The following is a 24,921-nucleotide window of genomic DNA, read 5'->3' as shown; positions in this document are numbered from 1 at the left end:
CGTCCGCGTCGTCGACGGCGGCGGGAAATTCCTCATGTCGGGACTCTGCGACGCCCACACCCACTTCTCCTGGACCAACTCCGCGGACCTCCCCGGACTGGGGACCATGGGCGTCGAGGAGCACACACTGTTGTCCGCACGCTCGGCACAGACCTACATCGACTGCGGCTACACCATGTGCGTCGGGGCAGCCGCCGCCAAACCCCGCCTCGACGTCGTCATCCGCAACGCCATCAACGACGGACAGATCCCGGGACCCCGCTATCTGGCCAACTGTCAGGAAATCGCCGTCACCGGCGGCGCGCTGGTCGACGGCATCACCGCCTTCGCCGACGGCCCGGAGGAGATGCGCAAGCAGGTCCGCCGCAACGTCGCCATGGGCGCAGACCTGGTGAAGCTCAGCATGTCCGGTGAGGAGATCACCGGCAACCAGCACGCCGAGGACAACTACTTCTCCGACGAAGAGGTCCTCGCCGCCACCACCGAGGCCCACCGCCGCGGACTGCGCGTGTGCACCCACGCCCGCTCCGGCGAGTCGGTCAAAATGTCCGTCCGCAACGGGGTCGACATCGTCTACCACGCCTCGTTCGTCGACGAGGAAGGCCTCGACATGCTCGAGGCCAAGAAGGACGAACTGTTCGTCGCGCCGGGGATCAACTGGCTCATCGCCACCCTCAACGACGCCGCCGACTTCGGCTACCCGCAGGAAGCCGCCGAGGCGGCCGGCTACAAGCACGAACTCGAATGCGCCATCGACGGTCTCAAGAAGATGAAGGCCCGCGGAATCCGCATCCTCCCCGGCGGCGACTACGGCTTCGCCTGGACCCCGCACGGCACCTACGCCCGCGACCTCCAGCACTTCGTCGATCTCCTGGGCTTCACCACGAAGGAGGCGCTGCTGTCGGCGACAGCGCTCGGCGGGCAGATCATGCGCATGCCCAACGAACTCGGGCAAATCGCGCCGAACTTCTACGCCGACATGATCCTGATCGACGGAGACCCGCTGGAGGACATCACGGTCCTGCAGGACCGGGGCCGGATCGTCGGGATCATGAAGGACGGGAAGTTCCACAAGGATCCCGGCGACGGCAGCCAGGCGCGCGCACGCGACGTCGACGAGATCCATCGCGGGACGGCGGTTCCGGCCTGACATCCGACATCATCCGGCGGGCGGACTCACATCCGCCCGCCGGATGGCGTTACCGACTCGCTGGATCGGAACTCGTCGTCGCGTGACCGTCGTCGGCCAACGCGGCGAGCACGGCGCGGGTCCGGCGGTCCCGTCGGGCGCGGAGCACCTCGTAGACCTCGTCACCTGAGCCGTAGGTGTCCTCGACGGACTCGATGAGCGCCTCCATCGACACGGGATCCGTCGCAGGTGTACCGAACTCGATGCTGCCGGTCTGCGCACCGACACCCTCGATGAGGTGGCGGATGCCGCCGGGCCCACCGCCGAGGACGTTGCCCTCGAACAGCCCGATGGTCGCCCAGCGCAGGCCGAGTGAGTTCCGCAGGATGGTGTCCAGATCGCCGGGGGACACCACGCCCTGCTGCACGAGATAGCGGGCCTCGCGGGAGACGGCCCCCTGCAACCGATTCGCGACGAATCCGGGGAGTTCCTTCGCGATGACGACCGGCTCGCGGTGCAGATCGCGGTAGAGCGCGACCGCACGGTCGGTGGTAGCCGACGCGGTGCGGGCGCCCGGGAGGACCTCGACGAGCGGCATGAGCTCCGGAGGGTTGAACGGGTGTCCGACGAGCAGGCGCGCTGCGACGTCGGCCTCGAGGTCGGAGGCGATCTCCGACGCGGTGATCGACGAACTCGAGGTCGCGAGAACGGCGCCGGCCGGTGCCGCAGCGCCGATCTCGGCGAACAGCTGTTGTTTGATCGGCAGACGCTCGGGCCCGTTCTCCTGGACGAGATCCGCGTCGCGAACGGCGTCGGCGAGGTCGCCGGTGACACGGACCTCGGGGTCCTCGCCGAATTCGCCGGCCACGATCTCGGCGAGATCCGGCCGAGGGTCTGTGATGGCGACGGCCCACCCGTGTTCCCGGGCGAGGCGCGCCCACGAGAGCCCGATGACACCGGCTCCGACGATCGCCATGGTCGGTCTGTTCTCACGGCGGCTCATGACGCCACCCCCACGATGCCGGTGAACGCGCTGCCGGACACTGCCGCCACCACGCGCTCGGGCGGGGCGTCGGGCCTGATCGGCACCGCGCGAACGGTTCCGTCGAGTGCGGTCACGTACGCGACACCGGCGTGGGCGTCGACGGCCAGTCCGATCGCCTCGGCGAACTCCTTGGCGAGGACGGTCGGTTCGACGCCGGACTCGCCGACAGCCGGTACGGGTGCGCTGTTGAGCGTGTTGCCGAACGGCGGTGCGCCGCGGTCGGTCCAGAACAGCGTCGAGGACGCGTCGTCCAACCACAGGTCGATCGGCTCGGGCAGGTCGGACCACAGGGTCTCGATGTCGGTGCGGTTCTCCGCGGTCTGGCCCTCGGAAAGGTCGAGTCCGGCCCGGAAGATCCGGCCGGCATCACCTTTCGCAGGACCCTTCTGCGTCCAGTACAGATGACGGGACACGGTGTCGACCGCGATGCCGACGCACTGGTCGTGGATGTCGACCGCTCCGGTCCCGGGGTCGCGCGGTCGGACGACCAGGTCCGTCACGTCGCTGCCGTCGAGGCGGGCCCGGGTGATGCGGCCTCCCTCGCGGTCGGACCAGTAGAGGTGGCCGTCGGCGATGGCGAGCTGCTTGCCGGTGGTGATCGCACCGTCGGGCAGCACGGTGGTGACGTCCGATCCGTCGGTGCGGGCCGACCGCAGTCCGCCTGAGCGAGCGGAGAAGTCGCGCCCGGACGGCGGGCCCATCAGGGTCCAGAAGATCCGGTCGGTCGTCGGGTCGTGGACGATGCCGTCGGGTGCCGGACCGGTGTCACCGACGACGGTGCTCAGGGCGCCGTCGAGATCGACACGGCGAACGGCTCCGCCGACGATGTCGAGGACGAGCAGATGGTCGAACACGTCTGCCCTCCTCTCAGGCTGCGTCGGCGTTGTTGAGCAGCGCGCTCGGCGCCCGGAGCGCCGCGTCGGACGCGACAGCCCGTCGGCGCGCTGCCTCCACACCGCCCAGCGTGGCAGTGATGCCGACCAGACGGGCGGCGTGGTGGCCGATCTCCGACTCGTAGGTCATGCCGATGCCGCCGTGCAGCTGCACGATCTCCTCGGCGACGGCGATCGCGGCGTCACCGACGAACACGAACGCGTCGTCCGCGGTCTCGGTGAGGATGTCGGTGTCCGCCGCGCCGGTGACGACGGCCTCGGCGACCGCGGTCGCACGCAGCGCCATCGATCGGGCCAGCTCGACCTGTGCGTAGACGTCGACAGCGCGGTGGACCAACGCCTGGAAGGTCGACAGCGGGACCCCGAACTGCTTGCGGGTCTTGAGGTAGTCGACCGTGAGCCGCAGTCCGGACTCCATGAGACCGACCGCCTCGCCGGTGACTGCGATACGGGCGCGGGCGAACGCGCTACGCAGGGCTGCGGCGGCGTCTGCGGTGCCGTCCCCGAGCAGGACGCCCTGTGCATCGGTGAACGTCACCTGCGACGCGTGGCTCCAGTCGGCGGTGCGGCCGTCGGCACGGGTGATCCCTGCCGCGGACGTCTCGACGAGAGCGACCTGCGTGCAGCCCTCGGCGTCGACGACGGTGACGAGCAGATGCGACGCCTGATCGGCATGTGCGACGGGTGCTTTCACGCCGGAGACCCTGGCCGTGCCGTCCTCGGTGACGGTCACCGTGGTCGCGGGTGCTGCATCCCATGCGCGATCGGGTTCGGCGTGGGCGACGGCGATGGTGGTCTCGCCGGCGGCGAGCGCGCCGAGGAGCTCCTTCTGCTGGGTCGCGTCGCCGAGATCAGTGATGATCCAGCCGGGAAGGGCGACACCGTCGAGCAGCGGCTCGGTGGCTGCGTGGCGGCCGATGGCCTGCAGGCTCGCGTAGAGCTCCACAGGTCCGGCGCCGACGCCACCGTGGTCCTCGTCGATGGTGAGGCCGGTGAGGCCGAGCTCGGTGAGGGTGGACCAGGTGCGGGCGTTCCAGCCCAGGTCCGACGACGTCGCGCTCGCGCGGCCGCCCATGGTGTAGTCGCGACCGACGGCGGAGTCGACGGTCTCGAACAGCAGTTGCTGGTCGTCGTTCAGGTCGAGATTCATGGTTCTTCTCCTAGAGCCGGTGGGACTCAGAGTCCGAGGATGGTCTTGGCGATGACGCCGCGCTGGATCTCGTTGGACCCGCCGAAGATCGACAGCTTGCGCAGGTTCAGATACTGCGTCGCCGAGGCGGTGGCGGCGGGATCGGCGACGAGGTCGCCGTCGGCGTCGACGATCGCGCCGTCGGACCCGGCCGCGGACATCCGCAGGCGCGTGAGCTCCTGCAGGGTCTGGGTGCCCTCCATCTTCAGCAGCGACGAGACCGGGCTGGCCTGCCCGTTCTCGGAGGCGCCGGTCACGCGCAGCTGCGTCGCCTCCAGGGCGAGGAGCCGGGTCTTGATCGCGTGCATCTCGCCGCGGAAGGCGGGATCGTCGGCGAGGGAGCCGAATCCGGTGTCGGTCTCGCGGGCCGAGGCGGCGAGGTCGGCGTAGATCCGCTGGGCGGTGCCCACCTGGGCGATGCTGTTGCGCTCGTTGCCGAGCAGGAACTTGGCGTAGCTCCAGCCCTTGTTCTCCTCGCCGACGAGGTTCTCGGCGGGGATCACGACGTCGTCGAAGAAGAACTCGTTGACCTCGGCGCTGCCGTCGAACAGGCGGATCGGACGGCGCTCGATGCCGGGCGTCGTGAGGTCGAGGAGCAGGAACGAGATGCCCTGCTGCTTGCGGGGGGCATCGGGGTTCGTGCGCGCGAGGACGAACATCCAGTCGCCGTACTGACCGAGCGTGGTCCAGGTCTTCTGGCCGTTGAGAACGTAGTGGTCACCCTCGCGGCGGGCGGTGGTCTTCAGCGAGGCGAGGTCGGAGCCGGCCTCCGGCTCGGAGAACCCCTGCGACCACCAGATGTCCAGGTTCGCCGTCGCCGGGAGGAACTTCTCCTTCTGCTCCTGCGAACCGAACTCGGCGATGATCGGGCCGACCATCGACACGTTGAACGCCAGCGGCTGGGGCACGCCCGCACGCTGCATCTCCGAGCCGTAGATGTGCGACTGGGTCGCCGTCCAGTCCTTGCCGCCCCACTCCGTGGGCCAGTGCGGTACGGCCAGTCCGTGGCTGTTGAGGATGCGCTGGCTGGTGACGATGTCGACGTGGGTGGTCTGGTTCAGCGCGCTGCGGCGGCGGATGTCGGCGGGGATCTCCCCGAGGAACACCTCGCGCAGGCTGTCGCGGAACTCGATGTCGGACTGCGAGAGTTCGAGGTCCATCACTGTCTCCCTTTATTGTTCGGTGATCAGGCGTTCGTGCGGACGCTGTTCAGCACCTCGTCGGTGCTGGTGCCGGCACGCTCGGCGTGGCGGTAGAAGCCGGTGGGGGTCTGCGAGAAGTGCAACGGGTTGGCGATCACGCGGATGGTGCCCTCGGTCGGGTGCTCCATCTCGGTGATCAGACCCATCTCCTGGACGTAGGGGTCCTGTGGCAGGTCCGCGATGTCGACGACGACGCCGTAGGGCATGTCGTTGGCGGTGAGGTAGTCCTCCCACTCCGCGGTGGTCTTGTTCGTCGAGTGGGCGAGCACCTTCTCGATCCCGGCGGTGAACACCGGGCGGTCGATGGTGGGCGAGTCCCAGGCCGGGTCGGCCGCGTCCTCGTCGAGCCCGGCGCCGATGAGCAGCTTGCGGACGGCCTCGTTGGTGTAGGGCACGGCGGCGATGGCGCCGCCGTCCTTGGTCCGCATCGCGGCGTGCGCCCCGGTGAGGCTCAGCGGGTTGCCGACATCGCCTGCCGCGGGGACGAACACGTCGCCCGCCATGTGCTCGACGAGGTTCACCGCGATCATCGCGTCGGCCATGGCGAGTGCGACGTGCTGGCCCTCACCGGTGCGCTGCTGGTGGTAGAGCGCTGCGAGGATGCCGTTGAGCAGGTACAGCGCAGCGGTCTTGTCGGCGATGAACGTCGGCATGAACTGCAGCGAGTCACCGGCGCGGTCCTGCAGGCTGACCAGTCCGGACACGGCCTGGATCACCTCGTCGTACGCCGGGCGGTTGCCCTGCGACGACCCGGGTGCGAAACCCTGTGCGTGGGCGTAGATCAGGTGGGGGAAGCGCTCGTGGACGGCGTCGTAGTCGAGACCGAGCCGCGACAGGGCGCCGGCGCGCATGTTGGTGACGAGGACGTCGGCGTCGGCGAGGATCGCGAACAGGTCGGCGAGACCCTCGGGGTCCTTGAGATTCAGTGCGACGCTGCGCTTGTTGCGGTTCACCTGCATGTACAGCGGCGCCATGCCGGGGTTGCGGCCGGTGTTGGCCGGCGAGGTGCGTGCGGTGTCGAACGGCGGCTCGATGCGGATCACGTCGGCACCGAAGTCGCCGAGGATCTGGGTCGCGTACGGACCCATGACGACGGTCGAGATGTCGACGACGGTGACGCCGGCCAGCGGGCCGGTGGACTCGTTCTGCTGCGGGACGGTCATGTGCGCTCCTTCGTCCGAAGTTCTCTGCCTCTGTCCTCGACGGTAGGTAGTTACCTGCGGTAAAGGAATGTCCGATCGACTCAGGTCGGTATGTCCACAGCGATAACACCGCGGGTACCGTGTGACCGGTGGAGATGCACCACCTGCGCTACTTCCTCGCGGTCGCGCGAGAACTGAACTTCACCCGCGCGGCGAAGTCGTTGAACATGTCGGTGCCACCGCTCAGCCAGCGGATACGGACCCTCGAGCGGGAACTCGGTACGCCGCTGTTCGACCGCTCGACGCATCACACCCGGCTGACCGCTGCAGGTGAGGCGCTGCTGCCGCTGGCGACGTCGGTCGTCGCCGACTTCGACGCGATCCCCCGGCTCGTCGGGCAGGGCGCGGCGCGTGAGCAGGTTCGACTCGCGGTGCCCGACGTGCTCAACCCACGGCACCGCAGGGCCCTCGGCGACGCCATCCGCGACCTGGAGTCGCAGTGGGCTGTCTCCCTGCGGCAGATGCCGTCCCTGGAGATGGAGTCGGCGCTGCTGAGCTCGACGATCGACATCGCCATCGCGCATGTCGGTACGACGCACCACAGTGTGTCGTCGCGTGTGCTCTACAGCGAGCCGTTGGGGGTGGTCGTCGACGCGTCTCGATTCCCGGGGCGGGCGTCGCTGACGACGGCCGACCTCGCCGGGATGCGCTACATCCAGGGGCCGCGGCACTGGGATCTCGGTGCCGGGAGGACCGATCGACTCGCCGCGGTCGGGGCGGTGATCGACACCGACGCCCAGTTCACCGACATCAGCGGGATGCTCATCTTCCTGCGCAGCACGGCTGCGTTCACCGTCGTGCCGCTGGAGTCGGAGGCGGCCGCATCCCTCGACCGCACCGAGTACGCGGTGCTGCCGGTCGAGGACATGCGCGAGACGTTGACGACCTACCTGTTGCGTCGCACGTCGGACCCCTGGCTCGATCCCGTTGCGGCCGTTCTCGGAACGGCTGACGCGCGGCCGGACTGACTCAGCCGCGGACCGCGTCGAGCACCGCAGCGATCCGCCGCTCGCGCGTCTCGGGTTTCTTGGCATCGGCGACCGAGCGGGCGTGTTCCTTCCGCCGCGACGGGGCCAATGCGTCGAACGCCGCGCGCAGTCCGGGCTCGCCGTCCAGTGCGGCGGCGAGGTCGTCGGGGAGCGAGACCTCGCGGGGCGCGGCGTCGGGTTCGACGAGCACGTCGACGGTGTCGCCGGCCTCCACGCCGAGCCGGGTGCGGACGGCCTTGTTGAGGCCGAGCAGGTTCTCACCGCCCATGCGGCCGACACGCCCGTCGACCGTCTGGCCGTTGATCGTGAACCGGACCGGCGGGGTCTTCGTCGAGCCCAGCGCCGCGACCTGTTCGTCGGTGAGCACGATGGCTGCGGCGGGCCCGCGCTTCTGGAGTTCGACGGTCAGTCGGATCCCGGTGTCGCTCATGCGCAGGAGAGTAGTGAGCGCGCCGCGACTTGGTGCGGCGACGCCGAAGATGATGGGGTCGCGGGATGACGTGGTTGATCCTTGCCGGCGCGATCGTCGCGGAGGTCGCCGCGACGCTGTCGTTGAAGGGGTCGCAGACGCATCCGGCCTTCTATGTCGTCGTCGCGGTCGGGTACGTGGTCGCCTTCGCATGTCTGACGCTGGTGCTGAAACGGGGTCTCGGGCTGGGCGTCGCCTACGGGATCTGGGGAGCGGGTGGCGTCGCCCTGACCGCCGTCCTGTCCTGGCTGGTCTTCGACGAGGCCCTGACCCCGGTGATGATCGTGGGGATCGCCCTCGTCATCGCGGGCGTGCTGCTGGTCGAGACCGGCTCGAGCGAGCCGACACCGTGACCGCCGCCTACCTCTTCCTGCTCCTCGCGATCGTCTCCGAGGTGCTCGGCACGCTGTCGTTGCGGGCGGCGGCGACCGGCCGCCGTGCGTTCTACGTCGCCGTCGCCGTCGGTTACGTCGTCGCCTTCCTCGCGCTGATCGGTGCGCTGCGTGCGGGTCTCGCGTTGGGTGTCGCCTACGGGATCTGGGCGGCGGCCGGTGTGGCGTTGACGGCCGTCGCTTCGCGCTACCTGTTCGCCGAGCCGCTCACCCGCCGCATGCTCGCCGGCATCGGACTCATCGTCGTCGGTGTCCTCGCGATCGAACTCGGGGCGGTCTCGGCCTAGCCGGCCGACCCCCGCTGGTGCTGGCCGGGCTCACCGTACGGCAATACCGTGGGACGTCGATGGTGGAGACGACCGCCGATGTCACGAACCCCCGTGTGGGAGGAGTCGCTCATGGCGCAGGATCGACCGCTGGCCGTCGTCACCGGAGGTTCCTCCGGTATCGGGTTGGAACTGGCGAGACAGTGCGCGCAGCACGGTTTCGACGTCGCCGTGTCCGGGTCGAGCGAGAAGGTGGACGCCGCCGCGGCATCCCTGCGCGAGCTCGGTGTGGATGCCTGGGCGCATCGCGCGGACGCATCCACCTACGACGGTGTGGAGAGCTTCTGGCAGTTCGTCGTCGGTCTCGGACGGCCGGTCGACCTCGCCGTGCTGAACGTCGGCGTGGGTCTCGGCGGGGCGTTCGTCGACACCGACCTCGACGACGAACTGCGACTGATCGCCATCAACGTCAGCGGGACGGTGCATTTCGCCAAGCGGGTGGTGCAGCAGATGGTGCCGCGTGGCCAGGGGCGCATCCTCATCGTGTCGTCGGTGTCGGCGACGACACCCACGCCGTACGAGACCGTCTACGGCCCGTCGAAGGCGTTCGGGTTCTCGTTCGCGGAATCGTTGCGGGAGGAACTGCGCGACTCCGGGGTGACCGTGACAGCACTGTTGCCCGGCGCCACCGACAGCGACTTCCACGCCAACGCCGGGATGGGCGACACCGTCTACGGCGACAACAGCTGGAAGAACGACAAGACGCAGGTCGCAGCACAGGGCTTCGCCGCGGTGATGGCCGGTGACGACCACGTCGTCGGCGGCGACGACGCCACCAAGCAGGAGGCCGCCGACAACCGCACCACCCCCGAGCCGGAGAAGGCGGCCGCGATGGCGGAGAAGGCTCGCCCGTCGTCCTGACCGGTCAGCGCAGAAACCGGTCGGTGTTCGCCCGGGTGAGTGATCGCCAGCCGGGGAAACCGCCCGGCGGAGCAGCGGTCTCGATCGACCGGATCTGTTCGGCGACAGCCGACGCGGGCGTGAAGCAGTGGTCGCTGCCGTAGAGCACCCGGTGCGTACCCACCATCGACGTCAGCGTGGGGATCACACGGGGGAACGGCGTGCCGGCCGTGTCGAACCAGAGGTCCCGCAGCACGTCCGGCATGGGGCGACCCAGGCCGTCGGCGTGGAACTGTCGTCGGAAGAAGTCGACACGATCGGCGACCAGAGGCAGCACCCCGCCGCCGTGGCAGAAGACCCACCGGATGCCGGGGTAGCGGTCGACGACGTCGAGCAGGACCAGGTTCGTCGCGGCGCGTGCGCTGTCGAAGAGGAACTCCATCAACGGGATCGGATAACCCAGCGACACCGACTGGGCGTTCGGCGGCGCCGCGGGGTGAACGAAGACCCGAGCGCGACGACTGTGCAGGAACGCCAGAAGGGGTTCCATGCGGACGTCTCCGAGGTACATGCCCCGTGCATTCGACAGCAGCGCCACACCGTCGGCGCGGAGGTCGTCGAGCGCGCGACGTGCCTCCGCGACCGCTCCCGCGACGTCCGGCATCGGCAGCGATGCGAACAGGCCGAATCGACCGCGGTGTCGCGCGACGACGCCGGCCCCGAAGTCGTTGAACTGCCGGGCAAGTGACCGTGCGGCCGCGTCGTCGCCGAAGTGCACCCCGGGCGAGGAGATCGACAGGATCGACCTCTCGATGCCGTTCGTGTCCATCAGCTGCAGGTGTTCCTCCACCGACCACTGCGGCCAGAACGGCATCCCGTCCGGGAAGGCGATCCCCGCCCGCCGGGCCGCGGCGACGTAGAAGTCGGGGAGGAAGTGCGCGTGCACGTCCACGAGACGGGCGGTGTCGGATCCAGGGGTCGCCGCGGCCACCGCGTCACCCACGCTCATCCTCGCGATGCCCGCAGACGTCGCGGCGGCGACCCGCCCTGCCGTCGACAGGACGGCTCGACGGGTCACCGCCGCCGGTTCGCGATCGTCCACCCAACACCTCGATCCTCAACATCGGTTGTGAACCGAGTCTAGATGAACGATCGCTCTGAGGTGAGGAAACCGTCAGTTCCAGCGGTGCAGCAATTCCGTCGCACGCTCGGCGAGGGTCGCCTGCAGCAGCGGGCCGAAGCTGACGCGGGCGACGCCCAGCGCCGCGAGCGACTGCTTGTCGTTCTTCGCGGGATGGCCGATCGCGTTGACCGGCAGGGTCAGTTCGCTGGTCAGGCGCTTCTGGACGTCGTCGCTGTGGAACCCGACGGGGTAGAGGACGTCGGCCCCGGCCTGTGCGGCGAGGTTCAGTCGCTCGATGGCCCGCTGGACCCGGTCGGCCTCGTCGCCGACCTGCTTGATGAACAGGTCGGTCCGGGCGTTGATGACGACGTGGACGTCCGTCGCGTCCGACGCGGCGCGCAGTGCGCCGACGAAGTCCGCGTGCTCCTGCGCCTCACGCAGCCGACCGCCCTCGCTGTGCACGGTGTCCTCGATGTTCAGGCCGACGGCGCCGGCGTCGACCAACCCCTCGATCAGACGCTTCGGGTCCTCGCCGTAACCGCCCTCGATGTCGACGGAGATGGGAACGTCGACGGCCGCGGTGATCTGGCGGATGCGGGTGAGCACCTCGTCGAAGGTGAGGCCCTCGTTGTCGGGCTTGCCGATGGAGTCGGAGATCGGGTGGCTCCCGACGGTCAGTGCGGTGAAGCCGGCGTCGACCGCGAGGTTCGCCGACCAGGCGTCCCAGACGGTGGGGAGGATGACCGGGTCGCCGGGCCGGTGCAGCTGCAGGAGGGTGGTGGCCTTGTCGCTGAGGTTCGTCATGCGCCGGACAACGAGCGTTCTCCGGTGGTCATTCCTCGTGTCCCAGGATGTGAGAACGAGCGTTCTCCCGCGCCGTGGCGGTTTACCTGCGCGGCGTCACCGGGAACGATGACCCCATGGCTGCACGACACGAGATGGACCAGGTCGACGCCGACTGGGCCGGCACCGCACCGGTGCGGTTCGACAGCAGCGTCGAGATCGACGCGTCCCCCGAGGTGGTGTTCGACGTCCTCGTCGACGCTGACGCCCTCCCGCGGTGGGCGAAGGTGGTCCGTCACGCGCGGTGGACGACCGGCGAACCCCACGGCGTCGGGTCCGAGCGCACCGTGCAGATGGTCGCGGGGCTGACCGGGTACGAGAAGTTCCTCGTCTGGGAGCGTGGCGAGAGACTGGTGTTCCGGTTCGACGCGTCGTCGTCGACCGCGCTGTCGGCGTTCCTCGAGGACTACCGGATCGAGCCGACGTCACGCGGGTGCCGCCTCACCTGGATCACCGCGATGGCGCCGAAGAACCCGGTCGCCAGACTGGGCGTCGCGGTCGGTCGGCCGGTGGTCGGCCTGACCCTCCAGCGGTTCGTCGACGCGATCCCCCGCGTCGTCGCCGACCGGGCATAGAGCTACAGGCCCAGGTCGCGCGCGATCAGCATCAGCTGGACCTCGGTGGTGCCCTCACCGATCTCGAGGATCTTCGAGTCGCGGTAGTGCCGGGACACGGTGTACTCGTTCATGAACCCGTAGCCGCCGTGCACCTGTGTGCCGTCGCGGGCGTTGTCCATGGCCGCCTCGGACGCGATCATCTTCGCGATCGACGCCTGACGCTTGAACGGCTTGCCCGACAGCATCAGAGCGGCGGCGTCGTAGTAGGCCGTGCGCGCGGTGTACGCCCGGGCCTGCATGCGGGCGATGGTGAAGGCCACCGACTGGTTGTCGCCGATGGGACGGCCGAACGCGCTGCGCTCCTTGGCGTAGCGGACGCACTCGTCGACACAGCCCTGCGCGACGCCGACCGCCAACGCGGCGATGGCGATACGTCCCTCGTCGAGGATGCGGAGGAAGTTGGCGTAGCCGCGGCCCTTCTCGCCGAGGAGGTTCTCCCGCGGGACGCGGACATCGGTGAAGGACAGCGGGTGGGTGTCCGACGCGTTCCAGCCGACCTTGTCGTAGGCGGGTCCGACCTCGAAACCCGGGGTGCCGCTGGGCACGATGATCGTCGAGATCTGTTTGCGGCCCGCCGCATCGGTTCCGGTCACGGCGGCTACGGTGACCAGTGCGGTGATGTCGGTGCCGGAGTTGGTGATGAACTGCTTGGCGCCGTTGATGACCCACTCGTCGCCGTCGAGGACGGCGGTCGTGGTGGTGCCCCCGGCATCGCTGCCCGCCCCGGGTTCCGTCAGTCCGAAGCCGCCGAGCGCCTGCCCGGACGCCAGGCGAGGCAGCCACTCCTGCTTCTGCTCCTCGGTGCCGAATCGGTGGATCGGCATGGCGCCCAGTGAGACCGCCGCCTCGAGGGTGATCGCGACGCTCTGGTCGACCTTGCCCAGCTCCTCCAGCGCGAGGCACAGCGCGAAGTAGTCGCCGCCCATACCGCCGTACTCCTCGGGGAAGGGCAGCCCGAAGAGGCCCATGTCGGCCATGCCCTTGACGACGTCGTACGGGAACGTGTGGTCGCGATCATGCTGTGCGGCAACGGGTGCGACGACCGTCCGGGCGAAGTCGGCGACCGTGGCCTTCAGGTCGCGGTAGTCCTCGGGGAGGTCCTCCGTGCTCAGGAACCCGCTCATGTCTGTTCTCCCTCCGGTCGCACGTGCACGAGCACGTCGCCGACCTTCACCTGATCGCCCACCGACACGACGACGTCGACGACACCGTCGACGGCCGCGGTGAGCGAATGCTCCATCTTCATCGCCTCGACGACCGCGACGACGGCCCCGGCCGACACAGTCGACCCCGCGTCGACGGGTAAGGCGATCACGCTGCCCGGCATCGGACTCCGCACATCGGTGTCGCCGGCGGCGGCGCTCGTCGTGGTACTGCGTTCCTCGTCGACCCGGTGGACCGCCCACGTGCCGCCGGGGCTACTCACCCACGTCACGGTGCCGTCGACGGCGAGTGCGTACTCGCGACGCCGGGCATCGACGGTCACGATCGCGTGCGAACCTGTCGCCGATCCGACTGTCGCCCTGTGCTCCTCACCATCGACGACGACGGCCAGCGCACTCGGCTCACCGCGCGTCGCGACGGTGTGGACGGTGTCCCCTGACCCGAGGCGGACGGTCTGCGCCGACGCCGGACCGTTGAGACGCCAACCGTCGGAGCGGGACCAGGGGTCGTCGGACGCGTCCCAGCCTGCGGCAGCATCCACGGCCGCGAGTGCGACGAGGACGTCATCCGGGACCACCGTCGGTTCGTATCCGGCGGCGACGCTGTCGAGGAGCGCGGTGTCGAGACGACCCGCCCGGACGTCGGCGTCGGCGAGCAGGAAGCGGAGGAAGTCCACGTTGGTGCCGATGCCGAGCAGCGCGGTGTCGGCGAGTGCGCCGTCGAGGCGGGCGATCGCCTCGTCCCGGGTGTCGGCGTGGGCGATCACCTTCGCCAGCATGGGGTCGTAGTTCCCGCCGACGACCGTGCCGTCGGCGATCCCGGCGTCGACGCGCACGCCGACGCCGGAGGCGAAACGCGCCTGCGCGACGGTGCCACCGGTGGGGACGAACCCCGCTGCGGGGTCCTCGGCGTAGACCCGTGCCTCGATCGCGTGGCCGGCGAGCCGGATGTCGTCCTGGGCCAGGGCAAGTGGCTCGCCGCGGGCGACGCGCACCTGCCAGGCGACGAGGTCCACACCGGTGACCATCTCGGTGACCGGGTGCTCCACCTGGAGTCGGGTGTTCATCTCCATGAAGAAGAACTCGTCAGGGGCGTCGGCCGAGACGATGAACTCGACGGTTCCGGCACCGGTGTAGCCGACACTGCGGGCCGTCGCGCACGCGGCCTCACCGATCCGCGCGCGGGTGGCCTCGTCGAGCAGCGGCGACGGTGCCTCCTCGATGACCTTCTGGTGGCGGCGCTGGAGACTGCACTCCCGCTCGCCGAGGTGGATCACGGTGCCGTGCTCGTCGGCGAGCACCTGCACCTCGATGTGCCGGGGACGGTGGACGAACCGCTCCAGGAAGAGGGTGTCGTCGCCGAACGATGCTGCGGCCTCGCGCCGGGCGCCGGCCAGCGCTGCGGGGAGGTCCTCGGCGTTGTCGACGACACGCATGCCCTTGCCGCCACCCCCGGCCGACGGCTTCACCAGGACGGGGAATCCGATCTCGGGCGCGGCGGCGACGAGGTCGTCGTCGGTGAGGCCGGGGCGCGAGATCCCCGGGACGACGGGGACGCCGTGGCCGGTCACCGTGGCCTTGGCGGTGATCTTGTCGCCCATCACGGCGATCGCCTCGGTGGACGGGCCGATGAAGACGATGTCGGCCGCGGAGCAGGCGCGCACGAAAGCGGCGTTCTCCGAGAGGAATCCGTATCCGGGGTGGATTGCGTCGGCACCGGTCACCCGAGCCGCACCGATCACGGCGTCGATGTCGAGGTAGCTCTCGCGTGACGGCGCGGGGCCGATCCGGACCGCGTCGTCTGCGGCGCGGACGTGGGGCGCGTCGGCGTCTGCGTCGCTGTAGACGGCTATGGAGCGGATCCCCATGTCCCGCAGTGTGCGGATCACACGGACGGCGATCTCGCCGCGGTTGGCGACGAGGACGGAACGGATCTGTCGGGTCATGGTGGTCACATCCGGAAGACGCCGTAGGAGACGGGTTCGAGCGGCGCGTTGGCGCAGACGCCGAGCGCGAGTCCGACGACGCGGCGGGTGTCGAGGGGGTCGATGACGCCGTCGTCCCAGAGTCGGGCGGTGGAGTAGTAGGGGTTGCCCTGGCGTTCGTACTGCTCGCGGATCGGGGCCTTGAACGCCTCGACGTCCTCGTCGGACCAGGGTTTGCCGGCGGCGTCGAGCTGGTCACCGCGGACGGTCGCCAGCACCGATGCCGCCTGCTCGCCACCCATCACCGAGACACGAGCGTTCGGCCACATCCACAGGAAGCGGGGCGAATACGCCCGTCCGCACATGGAGTAGTTGCCCGCGCCGTAGGACCCGCCGATGACCACGGTCAGTTTCGGCACGCGGGCGCAGGCGACCGCGGTGACCATCTTCGCGCCGTGCTTGGCGATGCCACCCGCCTCGTAGTCGCGGCCCACCATGAACCCGGAGATGTTCTGCAGGAACAGCAATGGAATCGATCGTTTGTCGCAGAGCTCGATGAAGTGGGCGCCTTTGAGTGCCGACTCGGCGAAGAGCACGCCGTTGTTGGCGACGATGCCGACGGGATGGCCGTGGATGCGCGCGAACCCGGTGACGAGGCTGGTGCCGTAGAGCTCCTTGAACTCGTCGAACGAGGAGGTGCCGTCAGGACGTCCGTCGACCAGTCGGGTGATCACCTCACGGACGTCATAGGGGGTCCGGAGGTCGACGGGGACCACGTCGTAGAGCTCGGCGGGATCGGCTGCGGGGGAGTGGGTCTCGTGCACCTCCCACGGGGCGGGCTCCCGCGGGCCCAGGGTGGCGACGATCGATCGCACACGGCGAAGGGCATCTCGGTCGTCGGCGGCGAGATGGTCGGTGACTCCGGACGTCTGCGAGTGCAGCAGCCCGCCGCCGAGCTCTTCGGGGGTGACGTCCTCGCCGGTCGCCGCCTTCACCAGCGGTGGTCCGCCGAGGAAGATGGTGCCCTGATCGCGGACGATCACCGCTTCGTCGCTCATCGCCGGCACGTATGCGCCACCGGCGGTGCAGGATCCGAGTACCGCGGCGATCTGGGCGATGCCCTTCGCGCTCATGGTCGCCTGGTTGAAGAAGATGCGGCCGAAGTGCTCGCGGTCGGGGAAGACCTCGTCCTGCATCGGCAGGAACGCACCGCCGGAGTCGACGAGATAGATGCAGGGAAGGCGGTTCGCGGCGGCGATCTCCTGTGCCCGCAGGTGCTTCTTGACGCTGATCGGGTAGTAGGTGCCGCCCTTCACCGTCGCGTCGTTGGCGACGATCATGCACTCGCGCCCGGCGACCCGCCCGATGCCGGCGATCATGCCTGCGCCCGGGCACGAGTCGTCGTACATGTCGGTCGCGGCGAGCGGGGAGAGTTCGAGGAACGGGCTGCCGGGGTCGAGGACGGTGTCGACGCGGTCGCGGGGCAGGAGCTTGCCGCGGGCGACGTGGCGCTCCCGGGCCTTCTCGGGACCGCCGAGGGCAGCGGCCGCGGTGCGGTCGCGGAGTTCGGCGACGAGGCGCTCGTGCTCGGCGCGGTTCAGCGCGCGGTCGACCGGCACGACGACCTCCTCGTTTCAGTTAATGGCCGATAACTGTGTGTAGCGTACGTCGTCCGTTCGCCGGGTGTCCAGAGGTGGGTTACCGTCCGCGGCGTGGACGTCGAGTCACCTTCGGATCTGGACGCGGTCCGCGCCTCGTACGACGCGGTTGCCGACAACTACGTGCAGTTGGTCGGCGACCCGGGACCGTGGCACCGCGCTGCGCTGGAGGCGTTCGCCGAGCAGGTCCGTGATGTGGGGCCGGTGCTGGATGCGGGCTGCGGACCGGGCCGTGTCGCCGGCCTTCTTCGGGACCATGGTGTCGATGTCGTCGGCATCGACCTCTCGTCGAGCATGATCGGCCACGCCCGGCCTGAGGAACTGACAGCGATGACCGCTGCGGCGGGCCTGGACGTGGTCGTCGAGATTCGGGTCGACGCGGAATCTTCGTCCGAACTGCCGGGGGCGATCGTCTGTGCACGGAGGCCCGGGGCGTGACCGGTCAGGTTCTCGCCGCGGGTAGGCGACATTCCGTGGGCCTCAGGACGGACGGGACCGTGGTGGCGGTCGGGAATGACGGCGCGGGCGAATGCCGGGTGGACGGGTGGACCGATGTGGTCGCCGTCGCGGCGGGCAACGTCCACACAGCGCGGAACACCGGTCGCTCGCACACGGTCGGCCTGCGATCGGACGGTTCCGTTGTCGCCACCGGCTGGGATGGCGACGGCCAGTGCGCGGTCTCGGAGTGGCGCGACGCCGTCGCGGTGGCGGCCGGGTGGCGGACGACGCTGGCTGTCCTCGCCGGAGGCCGCGTCGTCGCGACGGGACGGGGTGCAGAAGGCCAGTGCGATGTGTCTCCGTGGACGAAGGTCGTCGCGATCGCCGGTGGCGACTGGCACTCGGTTGCGGTCCGGTCGGACGGCACGGCGCTCGCGACGGGGAACGATCGGCGCGGACAATGCCAGGTCTCGCGATGGCGTGACCTCGTCGCAGTCGCAGCCGGAAGTCTCCATACCCTCGGGTTGCGTGGCGACGGCAGTGTCCGCGCCACGGGTGATCGGTCCTCCCGCGCATGCGATGTCGATCGATGGCGCGACGTGATCCGGATCGCGGCGGGGAGTCACCACTCCGTCGCTGTGACGACCGACGGCCGGGCGATGGCCGTCGGTGACAACAGCAGAGGCCAGTGCGACATCGACGCCTGGAGTGACCTCGTCGCGGTCGCGGCGGGATCCGCCCACACGCTCGGACTCCGCGCCGACGGCACCGTTCTGAGCGCGGGTGACAACACCTTCGGGCAGTGCCGAGTCGCCGGCTGGACGGATGTCGTCGAGCGTCCCTGAAACGCGCGACGGTGATTGTCGTACCCCTGTTCTACAGTCCTGACATCGCTTCGAACGGGGGAGGTGCAGCGTGAGCGACGGTCTGATCAAGAAGTACGCGGCGCTGCACACCCTGCTGGACGAGATCGAACAGGCGTCGTCGGATTCCTGCACCGAACTCGAGGTCGCGGAGTTGGCGATCGCGCACGAGTGCGCTGTGCGCAGGATGGGGTCGATTGGCCTGCAGCGCATTCTGGACGTCTCCGATCGTGAGGCGTATCGGTCGGTGCAGTGCGCGAAGCTCGACGAGTTCGTCGGGCAACACCTGCGCATCCCCAATCCGCGCAAACGGCTGCGGCAGGTCACGCAATTGAGCGAGATGCACGCGATGACCGGGGAGAAGCTTCCACCAAGGTGTCCTGAGACCGCGGACGCGATGGCCGACGGCGACCTCACCCACGAACACGTCGACGCCGTGCTCGACGTGATGACCAAGGTGCCGGCCGCGACACCACCGGAGATGCGGGACCTGGCCGAGGAACAACTCGCCGAGATCGCGCGGCACCACTCACCGCGGGAGATCACCCGCGCCGGCGCCCGGATCTTGTCGCACCTCGACCCCGACGGGGACCTACCCGACGAGCGGGATCGCGCCCGGAACCGGTCACTGTCGCTGGGTGCCCAGGACACCCTCGGCATGTCGAAACTGATGGGGACGCTGGATCCCACGACGCGCGCGTTGTTCGAGGTTCTGCTGGCGGCCTGGGCCAAACCAGGCATGAACAACCCCGACGACGACCAGTCACCCAAAGGTGGCGCCGACGACGAGGGCATCGATCAAGACACCCTCCGTGATGCGGCGTCACGGGACTGCCGGACGCAAGCGCAGCGCAATCACGACGCATTCCACGCGCTCCTGAAGGCCGCCGCCGACGGCGGCCTCTACGGCGCCTCACACCGCGGACTACCGCCGCACATCATCGTCTCCATCACCGAAGCCCAACTCCGCGAGCGCGCCGGGATCGGGCACACCACCACCGGCACCGACCTGCCGATGTCGGAGATCGTGAAGCTCGCCGCCCAGGCACAGATGTATCTGGCGGTGTTCGACGACCACACCGGCGAACCGCTCTACTTCGGGCGCGCCAAGCGGCTCGCGTCGGAGTCGCAGCGGTTCGTGAAATTCGCCGAGTACGGCGGCTGCTCCAAACCCGGCTGCCCGCGCCCGTTCTCCCACACCGAGGCCCACCACGCCGAACAGGACTGGGCCAAGGGTGGACTCACCGACATCACCGACCTGGCGCCGGCGTGCGGACCGCACAACCGGGCCGTGCACGACGGGCCCGGCGGCTGGCGAACCGAGAAGATCCTCGACGGCCCCGACCGTGGGAAGTACGGGTGGGTCGCCAACGGAACCACGGACCCACCGCGCACCAACCACCTGCACCGGCCCGACCGGATCCTCGACGACACCGCACCACCCGATCCCGACTGGTCCGACATCGAACACGCGCTGGAACTGATGCTCGCCGAACACACCTCGACGCCCGAACCACCCGACCCGGTGATCATCCGCGTCATCGACTACCGCACGCCGGTCACGACGACGAGCTGACTAGGCCGACCGCTCGACGATGTCCGGTGCGACGACCACCGCGATACCCGCGGACCGGAACGGCGCGAGGTCTTCCTCGCGAGCCGAGGAATCGGTCACCAGGGTGGCCCCGGCGGGAAGAGCCGCCCACGCGTGAAAGGGCTTCTGGCCGAGCTTCGCCGCGTGGGCGAGCACCCAGACGTGGTCCGCGCGTTCCATCATCATCTCCTTCAGCCGGGTCTGCGCGGACTCCGCCTCGCAGATGCCGAACCGGGCGTGGACGGCGTCGGCACCGAGGAACGCATGGTGGGCGGTGAGACGGGTCAGCGTCGCCTCTGCCAGCGGACCGACAAAACCCTGAGTCAACGGTCGAAGTGTCCCGCCCAGGCACTCGATACGCACTGGCGCGTCCACGAGAGCCTCGAGCACCGTCAGACCCGCGGCGATGACCGTGACGTCCCGGGTGTCCCGGAGGTGTGCACCCACCTCGCCGGCGGTCGTACCGGCGTCGACGATGACTGTCTCCCCGTCGCGGACCTGGCTCGCCGCCCACGCCGCGATCGCCCGTTTGGCGTCGTAACTCTCTGCGGTCCGCTGCCGCAGCGACGACTCACGCGTCGACTCCAGCGCGATCGCGCCACCGTACGTCCGGGCGATCAGCCCGCGCGATGTCAGATGAGCAAGGTCGCGGCGGATGGTCGACGGCGTCACCCCGAACTGCGCGGCGAGGTCGTCGACGCCGGCGAGACCGACCGACCGTGCCTGACGGACGATATCGGCGCGACGGGCTTCCGACTCACGGATCGGCATGACCGGACTCTACGTGCGCCGCGCGCTACTGCGGGGCAGCGGCGCCGGTCGCGAGCTCCGCAGCCTGTCGCATCGCCTCCACCATGCTCCCGGCTTCGGCTTTCCCGGTACCGGCGATGTCGAACGCCGTCCCGTGGTCCACGGAGGTACGGATCACTGGCAGTCCCACGGTGATGTTCACGCCCGCCTCGATGCCGAGCACCTTCACCGGACCATGGCCCTGATCGTGGTACATGGCGACGATCAGGTCGTAGTCACCGCGGCCGGCGAGGAAGAACGCCGTGTCGGCGGGGAGCGGTCCGTGCACATCCATCCCCTCGGCGCGCAGCGCCTCCACGGCGGGAACGATCTTGGCGTCCTCCTCGCCGTATCCGAACAACCCGTTCTCACCCGCATGCGGGTTGATGCCGCACACTCCGATGACGGGCTCGCGGAGGCCGGAGCGCTGCAGCGCCTCGTGGCCGCGACGGATCGTCCGCTCCACGAGCCCCGGCTCGATGCGCGCGACCGCGTCGAGCAACCCGATGTGGGTGGTCACGTGGATGACCCGCAGCTTCGGCGTCGACAACATCATCGACACCTCCTCGGTGCCGGTCAGGTGCGCCAGCAGCTCGGTGTGCCCGGGGTAGATGTGACCGGCGGCGTGGAGCGCTTCCTTGTTCAGCGGTGCCGTGCAGATCGCCTGCACCGCACCCGTGACGGCGAGTTCCGACGCGACCCGGATGTACTGGTACGCAGCGTCGCCGGCGACGGATGACAGCTGCCCCCAGGGCAGATCGGCGGGGATGAGTCCGAGGTCGACGACACAGATGCGCCCGGCTCCGGTCGGTCCCGTGGCGACGTCCTCGACGTCGACGGTGACGAATTCGGGCTCGAGCCCAAGCACGTCGGCGGCTGCACGCAGCCGACCGAGGTCACCGATGACGACCGGTCGGCACCAGGCGAGCACGCGGTCGTCGAGGAGCGCCGCGACCACCACCTCGGGACCGACGCCGGCCGCGTCACCCATCGTGACGGCGACGACGGGGAGATCACCGTCGGAACCCTCTGCGGACGAGACGAATTCGCTGGTGAGATCGACGGTCATGGGTGAACCTTCCTGGTGCGGAACGAGAGCGGAGGGACCGGATGCCGTGTCGGCGATGACTTGCATCCGGCGGACGAGCGCGAGCAGTGTGTGGGCGTCACCGAAAGAACCCGGCTTCGTGGCGACGAGACGCGACCCGTCACCGGCGAGGGAGACGACGGCCCCCGTCTCGACGGTGTCGAGCGGTGACAGATCGGTGATGCCCACCGCGTCGACCACGGCCCGGGCGGTTGCCCCGCCCGTGAGGACGAGGTGCGACGGGCGGGCGTGGTCGACGGCGGCGACAACGTCGGCGAGTGCCTGTCTGATCCGTGCCGACGCCTCAGGACGGATCGCACCACCCACTGTCACCACCACGACGTCGTGTGCCGCCAGTGCGGCCGCGATCGCCGGCGCCAGTGCGACATCCGCGAGGAGGTCGTCGGCGTCGAGCTCTCTGTGCGCGGCGCCGGCGTCGACCAGTGCCCGCACCTGCGGAACACGGATGGAGTCGGCGGTTCCGGCGGCGACGAGGACCGGTCGTGACGCAGGTGTCGGATGGGCCGCCTGTTCGTGAGCCGGCATCCTGCGCGCAACAGCGAGAGCGAGGGACGCGGTCCCGACGAGACAGACCGGACCGAGTTCATCTGTTGCAGAGACGATGCGGTCAAGGTCGGCGTCGGTCTCGACGTCGCAGATCGCGACCGCACCCGATCGCAGCGCGTCTGCGAGGTCACTGCCCACGGACTCACCGGCGGCGACCACGACGGACGGGATGTCGCCCAGCGCCTCCGTCACGGACGTCGGCGCGGCGGACGGTTCCGCGGCCCACAGCGTCGTCTCGTGCAGTGCGACGTCGCCGACATGGACGACACCCTCGCGGACTGCGCGACCGGTCGACGGCACACCCAGCGCGACGACGACGGGGCGGTGCCCGGCGAGAGCGGCCACATGCGCAGCGAGACGACCGCGCAGCAGCGAATCGACCTTCGCGATCACGCGCACCTCATCGCCGACACCGTCGAGAGCGGCCTCGACCGCAGCGCGCGCGTCGGCGTCGTCGAGTCCGCGGGTGTGCAGGTCGACGACGTCCGTTCCCGCAGAGGTGGCGTCGATCGACTGGGTACCGAGGTGCAGACGGACGCCGCCGACGCGGTCGGCGAACGGGATCGCGGCCTCGGTGGCGCCGGTCAGGTCGTCGGCGAGGACGAGTGTGCGCGGTGTGGTCTCGGCGGTCATGTCAGCGACGCCCCCGCACACTGGACCAGCGTCTGGCCGGTGATGCTCCCGGCGTGCTCGTCGAGGAGGAACGCCACCGTGGCCGCGATCTCGGCCGGCTCGATGAGTCGACCCATCGGTGGCACGCGGACCGGTGTCGCGGACCTGGCGGGGTCGTCGAGCATCGGTGTCGCGGTCGGGCCCGGCGCCACGACGTTCACCGTGATCCGCCTGCCCATGAGTTCGACTGCCGCGGACCGCGCGAGCCCAGTCAGCGCCGCCTTCGTGGCGGCGTACTGCGCCTTGCCGGCTGCGCCGGTCATGGTGCGCGAACCGATCAGCACGACGCGACCGCCGTCGGGCATCGACCGGGCAGCGCTGTCGAGGAGTTGCTCGGCGGCTCCGACGTGGACACGCCACATGCTCGCGCCGGCGTCGAGGTCGAGCTCGCCGAGAGGAGCCGACACCTGGAATCCGGCGGCGTGGACCACGGCGTCGACGGGCCCGGCCGCGGTGAGAGCGTCGGCGAGAGCAGCGGGGTCGCCGACGTCGCAACGGACACCGGTCACGGTCCCGTCGACGGTGACCGACGGGTCGAGGTCGCGTCGCGCGAGACCGACCACGTGCCACCCCCGCTTGACCAGCGCGCCGACGACGGCAGCACCGATACCGGAGCTGGCCCCGGTGACCAGAGCGCGTCGGGTCGTCACGCGGTCTCCTCGGAGACCCAGTTCGCCTGCAGGCGGACGTATTCGATCGCCTGGCGGTAGCGGGTGAAGGCCACGTGCAGACCGGTTTCGGTCGCGACGATGCTCGGGTAGGAGAACTCACGGTTGAGGCCGTCCCGTGAGTTGTTGGAGAGGCAGTAGCCGTCGCCGGTCTCGATGTCGCGACGGTGCGGCCAGGTCACGCCCCCGTCGTCGGAGAGGGCCAGGGTCATCGGTGCTCGAGGCGCGCCCCAGAACGCGGTACGGCCGGTGGTCTCCACGTCGGTCGATCTCGCCTCGCCGGGTTCACCGGGTGCGGTCAGGCCGCCGTCCTCGTCGATCTCATCGTAGAGCGAGAGCCGACGCGCGGTGGCGTCCGCGGCACTGCTGTCGTTGAAGACCATCGCCAGCCGGTCGCCGTCGAGGACGACGAACTGGATCGACGAGTTGTTGTTCGGGACCTCGGTCGGCGCAGGGGTCACCCACGTGTCGCCGTCGTCGTGGGACACGCTGCGGTACACCGAATCCGCCCACCGACTCCGGAACAGTGCGACCAGGGTGCCGTCGGAGAGCCTGCCGATGTTCATGTGGACGCACCCGACGCTGTCGGGGACGGCGACCTCTCGCCAGGTCGCGCCGGCATCGTCGGAGATGAGCACCGCGCTGTCGTCCCGGTCTCCCACCCAGCGGCTGCCGGGGACTCTCACGCAGTGGAAGATCGGCAGCAGCAGCCGTCCCGACGGCAGCCGCATGATCGGCTGCCGGACGAACACACCACCGGCCTCGGTCTCGCGGATCAGGACGTGGCCGTCGCCCCACGTTCTTCCACCGTCGTGAGAGATCCGTCGGCAGACGCGTGCGGTGTCCTGGTCACCGGCGCGCTGCGACGTCCACAACAGCCAGACCACGTGGTCGTCGACGACGTGCAGGACCGGGTTCTGTTCGCTGCGCGTGCGGTCGTCCGAGAGCTGGACGGGCTCGGTCCAGGCGTCGGATCCGGCCTCCAGCCGGGACATCCACACGCTGATGTCCGGGACGCCCTCCTGGGTCCCGGCGAACCAGACGCAGGCCAGCGTGCCGTCGGGGAGGACACAGAGGTTCGCGGCGTGGTTCTGCACCGCAGGTGCGGGCAGCAGGGCGTCGACGCGGAGGCCGTCGACGTCACGCAGCTTCCCGTCGGCGTCGCCGGCGGCGGCGACGGGAAGGGTCGGTGCGGTACGGTTCACGGCATCTCCTGGGGTTTCGGCGGTGTGGTCGTC

Annotated in this window: 24 protein-coding genes; 9 read left to right on the top strand and 15 right to left on the bottom strand. The window is 69.7% G+C overall.

The genetic code is table 11. The annotated features are described in order from the left end of the window. On the top strand, positions 1–1,150 hold a 1,150-nt coding region (locus LX12_RS17990), incomplete at its 5' end, for a metal-dependent hydrolase family protein (protein WP_253655943.1). 49 nt (positions 1,151–1,199) lie between these two features. On the opposite strand, the gene LX12_RS17985 is transcribed toward LX12_RS17990, so the two are convergent. From LX12_RS17985 to LX12_RS17965, 5 genes are read right to left on the bottom strand one after another with little or no spacing between them, the layout of a single operon-like run. Further along, positions 1,200–2,132: a 3-hydroxyacyl-CoA dehydrogenase NAD-binding domain-containing protein gene (locus LX12_RS17985; protein ID WP_253655942.1), complete on the bottom strand. Its 933-nt coding sequence runs from the start codon at positions 2,130–2,132 to the stop codon at positions 1,200–1,202. After that, positions 2,129–3,028 (bottom strand): hypothetical protein, encoded by a 900-nt coding sequence (locus LX12_RS17980; protein ID WP_253655941.1) that lies wholly within the window; start codon positions 3,026–3,028, stop codon positions 2,129–2,131. The genes LX12_RS17985 and LX12_RS17980 overlap by 4 nt, the downstream gene beginning before the upstream one ends. A gap of 13 nt (positions 3,029–3,041) precedes the next feature. After that, the gene (locus tag LX12_RS17975; RefSeq protein WP_253655940.1) at positions 3,042–4,217 is read right to left on the bottom strand and encodes an acyl-CoA dehydrogenase family protein; all 1,176 of its coding nucleotides are present in this window, start codon (positions 4,215–4,217) and stop codon (positions 3,042–3,044) included. A gap of 26 nt (positions 4,218–4,243) precedes the next feature. Then, the gene (locus tag LX12_RS17970) at positions 4,244–5,416 is read right to left on the bottom strand and encodes an acyl-CoA dehydrogenase family protein (RefSeq protein ID WP_253655939.1); all 1,173 of its coding nucleotides are present in this window, start codon (positions 5,414–5,416) and stop codon (positions 4,244–4,246) included. Positions 5,417–5,442: 26 nt separating this feature from the next. Next, complete coding sequence (locus LX12_RS17965) at positions 5,443–6,621, bottom strand: CaiB/BaiF CoA transferase family protein (protein WP_253655938.1); 1,179 nt, start codon at positions 6,619–6,621, stop codon at positions 5,443–5,445. 134 nt (positions 6,622–6,755) lie between these two features. Between LX12_RS17965 and LX12_RS17960 the strand changes: the two genes are divergently transcribed. Then, the gene (locus LX12_RS17960; RefSeq protein ID WP_253655979.1) at positions 6,756–7,628 is read left to right on the top strand and encodes a LysR family transcriptional regulator; all 873 of its coding nucleotides are present in this window, start codon (positions 6,756–6,758) and stop codon (positions 7,626–7,628) included. A gap of 1 nt (position 7,629) precedes the next feature. On the opposite strand, the gene LX12_RS17955 is transcribed toward LX12_RS17960, so the two are convergent. Then, positions 7,630–8,079, bottom strand: coding sequence for a YdeI/OmpD-associated family protein (locus LX12_RS17955; RefSeq protein WP_253655937.1), 450 nt, complete (start codon positions 8,077–8,079; stop codon positions 7,630–7,632). Between the two features lie 65 nt (positions 8,080–8,144). Here LX12_RS17955 and LX12_RS17950 point away from each other — a divergent pair, with 65 nt between their 5' ends. The 3 genes from LX12_RS17950 (at position 8,145) to LX12_RS17940 (ending at position 9,697) form a co-directional block, all read left to right on the top strand. Next, complete coding sequence (locus LX12_RS17950; RefSeq protein ID WP_253655936.1) at positions 8,145–8,471, top strand: DMT family transporter; 327 nt, start codon at positions 8,145–8,147, stop codon at positions 8,469–8,471. Beyond that, complete coding sequence (locus tag LX12_RS17945; RefSeq protein WP_253655935.1) at positions 8,468–8,797, top strand: DMT family transporter; 330 nt, start codon at positions 8,468–8,470, stop codon at positions 8,795–8,797. Before LX12_RS17950 ends, LX12_RS17945 begins: the two co-directional genes overlap by 4 nt. Positions 8,798–8,875: 78 nt before the next feature. Further along, positions 8,876–9,697: an SDR family NAD(P)-dependent oxidoreductase gene (locus LX12_RS17940; RefSeq protein ID WP_253655934.1), complete on the top strand. Its 822-nt coding sequence runs from the start codon at positions 8,876–8,878 to the stop codon at positions 9,695–9,697. A 4-nt stretch (positions 9,698–9,701) separates the two neighbouring features. Here LX12_RS17940 and LX12_RS17935 read toward each other — a convergent pair whose 3' ends face one another. Beyond that, entirely contained in the window at positions 9,702–10,778 is a 1,077-nt protein-coding gene (locus tag LX12_RS17935; protein WP_253655933.1) for an amidohydrolase family protein, read from the bottom strand. 72 nt (positions 10,779–10,850) lie between these two features. Further along, positions 10,851–11,603 (bottom strand): isocitrate lyase/PEP mutase family protein, encoded by a 753-nt coding sequence (locus tag LX12_RS17930; RefSeq protein ID WP_253655932.1) that lies wholly within the window; start codon positions 11,601–11,603, stop codon positions 10,851–10,853. Between the two features lie 116 nt (positions 11,604–11,719). Between LX12_RS17930 and LX12_RS17925 the strand changes: the two genes are divergently transcribed. Next, complete coding sequence (locus LX12_RS17925) at positions 11,720–12,217, top strand: SRPBCC family protein (RefSeq protein ID WP_253655931.1); 498 nt, start codon at positions 11,720–11,722, stop codon at positions 12,215–12,217. Between the two features lie 2 nt (positions 12,218–12,219). On the opposite strand, the gene LX12_RS17920 is transcribed toward LX12_RS17925, so the two are convergent. Genes LX12_RS17920 through LX12_RS17910 form a run of 3 tightly spaced genes read right to left on the bottom strand, consistent with a single transcriptional unit; the run spans position 12,220 to position 16,966 of the window. Further along, a complete protein-coding gene (locus tag LX12_RS17920) occupies positions 12,220–13,383 on the bottom strand; it encodes an acyl-CoA dehydrogenase family protein (RefSeq protein WP_253655930.1) in 1,164 nt (387 codons plus the stop codon). Then, entirely contained in the window at positions 13,380–15,368 is a 1,989-nt protein-coding gene (locus tag LX12_RS17915; protein WP_253655929.1) for an acetyl-CoA carboxylase biotin carboxylase subunit, read from the bottom strand. The genes LX12_RS17920 and LX12_RS17915 overlap by 4 nt, the downstream gene beginning before the upstream one ends. Before the next feature lie 5 nt (positions 15,369–15,373). Then, the gene (locus tag LX12_RS17910) at positions 15,374–16,966 is read right to left on the bottom strand and encodes a carboxyl transferase domain-containing protein (RefSeq protein ID WP_253655928.1); all 1,593 of its coding nucleotides are present in this window, start codon (positions 16,964–16,966) and stop codon (positions 15,374–15,376) included. Between the two features lie 93 nt (positions 16,967–17,059). Here LX12_RS17910 and LX12_RS17905 point away from each other — a divergent pair, with 93 nt between their 5' ends. The 3 genes from LX12_RS17905 (at position 17,060) to LX12_RS17895 (ending at position 19,882) form a co-directional block, all read left to right on the top strand. Beyond that, a complete protein-coding gene (locus tag LX12_RS17905; protein ID WP_253655927.1) occupies positions 17,060–17,443 on the top strand; it encodes a methyltransferase domain-containing protein in 384 nt (127 codons plus the stop codon). Beyond that, positions 17,440–18,288 carry an RCC1 domain-containing protein gene (locus tag LX12_RS17900; protein ID WP_253655926.1) on the top strand — a complete coding sequence of 283 codons (849 nt, stop codon included), beginning with the start codon at positions 17,440–17,442 and terminating at the stop codon, positions 18,286–18,288. Before LX12_RS17905 ends, LX12_RS17900 begins: the two co-directional genes overlap by 4 nt. A 70-nt stretch (positions 18,289–18,358) precedes the next feature. Beyond that, positions 18,359–19,882, top strand: a complete 1,524-nt coding sequence (locus LX12_RS17895) for an HNH endonuclease signature motif containing protein (RefSeq protein ID WP_253655925.1) — start codon at positions 18,359–18,361, stop codon at positions 19,880–19,882. Here the strand turns inward: LX12_RS17895 and LX12_RS17890 are convergent, their stop codons facing one another. Genes LX12_RS17890 through LX12_RS17875 form a run of 4 tightly spaced genes read right to left on the bottom strand, consistent with a single transcriptional unit; the run spans position 19,883 to position 24,888 of the window. Then, positions 19,883–20,671, bottom strand: coding sequence for a DeoR/GlpR family DNA-binding transcription regulator (locus LX12_RS17890; protein ID WP_253655924.1), 789 nt, complete (start codon positions 20,669–20,671; stop codon positions 19,883–19,885). It lies immediately after the preceding gene. Between the two features lie 25 nt (positions 20,672–20,696). After that, positions 20,697–22,976, bottom strand: a complete 2,280-nt coding sequence (gene pdxA / locus LX12_RS17885) for a 4-hydroxythreonine-4-phosphate dehydrogenase PdxA (protein WP_253655923.1) — start codon at positions 22,974–22,976, stop codon at positions 20,697–20,699. Further along, positions 22,973–23,665, bottom strand: a complete 693-nt coding sequence (locus tag LX12_RS17880) for an SDR family NAD(P)-dependent oxidoreductase (RefSeq protein WP_253655922.1) — start codon at positions 23,663–23,665, stop codon at positions 22,973–22,975. Before LX12_RS17880 ends, pdxA begins: the two co-directional genes overlap by 4 nt. Then, complete coding sequence (locus LX12_RS17875; protein WP_253655921.1) at positions 23,662–24,888, bottom strand: sialidase family protein; 1,227 nt, start codon at positions 24,886–24,888, stop codon at positions 23,662–23,664. The genes LX12_RS17880 and LX12_RS17875 overlap by 4 nt, the downstream gene beginning before the upstream one ends. Positions 24,889–24,921: the final 33 nt, after the last annotated feature.

It is taken from the genome of Williamsia serinedens, assembly GCF_024171725.1.
Classification (GTDB): domain Bacteria; phylum Actinomycetota; class Actinomycetes; order Mycobacteriales; family Mycobacteriaceae; genus Williamsia_A; species Williamsia_A serinedens.
This window is presented reverse-complemented; position numbering and strand designations above follow the sequence as displayed.

What these genes read in the sequence shown, in the direction of transcription:
- LX12_RS17985 (WP_253655942.1), bottom strand. Translation starts at nt 2,132, where the DNA reads ATGAGCCGCCGTGAGAACAGACCGACCATGGCGATCGTCGGAGCCGGT.
- LX12_RS17975 (WP_253655940.1), bottom strand. Translation starts at nt 4,217, where the DNA reads ATGAATCTCGACCTGAACGACGACCAGCAACTGCTGTTCGAGACCGTC.
- LX12_RS17970 (WP_253655939.1), bottom strand. Translation starts at nt 5,416, where the DNA reads ATGGACCTCGAACTCTCGCAGTCCGACATCGAGTTCCGCGACAGCCTG.
- LX12_RS17965 (WP_253655938.1), bottom strand. Translation starts at nt 6,621, where the DNA reads ATGACCGTCCCGCAGCAGAACGAGTCCACCGGCCCGCTGGCCGGCGTC.
- LX12_RS17960 (WP_253655979.1), top strand. Translation starts at nt 6,756, where the DNA reads ATGCACCACCTGCGCTACTTCCTCGCGGTCGCGCGAGAACTGAACTTC.
- LX12_RS17955 (WP_253655937.1), bottom strand. Translation starts at nt 8,079, where the DNA reads ATGAGCGACACCGGGATCCGACTGACCGTCGAACTCCAGAAGCGCGGG.
- LX12_RS17950 (WP_253655936.1), top strand. Translation starts at nt 8,145, where the DNA reads ATGACGTGGTTGATCCTTGCCGGCGCGATCGTCGCGGAGGTCGCCGCG.
- LX12_RS17940 (WP_253655934.1), top strand. Translation starts at nt 8,876, where the DNA reads ATGTCACGAACCCCCGTGTGGGAGGAGTCGCTCATGGCGCAGGATCGA.
- LX12_RS17930 (WP_253655932.1), bottom strand. Translation starts at nt 11,603, where the DNA reads ATGACGAACCTCAGCGACAAGGCCACCACCCTCCTGCAGCTGCACCGG.
- LX12_RS17925 (WP_253655931.1), top strand. Translation starts at nt 11,720, where the DNA reads ATGGCTGCACGACACGAGATGGACCAGGTCGACGCCGACTGGGCCGGC.
- LX12_RS17920 (WP_253655930.1), bottom strand. Translation starts at nt 13,383, where the DNA reads ATGAGCGGGTTCCTGAGCACGGAGGACCTCCCCGAGGACTACCGCGAC.
- LX12_RS17915 (WP_253655929.1), bottom strand. Translation starts at nt 15,368, where the DNA reads ATGACCCGACAGATCCGTTCCGTCCTCGTCGCCAACCGCGGCGAGATC.
- LX12_RS17890 (WP_253655924.1), bottom strand. Translation starts at nt 20,671, where the DNA reads ATGCCGATCCGTGAGTCGGAAGCCCGTCGCGCCGATATCGTCCGTCAG.
- pdxA (WP_253655923.1), bottom strand. Translation starts at nt 22,976, where the DNA reads ATGACCGCCGAGACCACACCGCGCACACTCGTCCTCGCCGACGACCTG.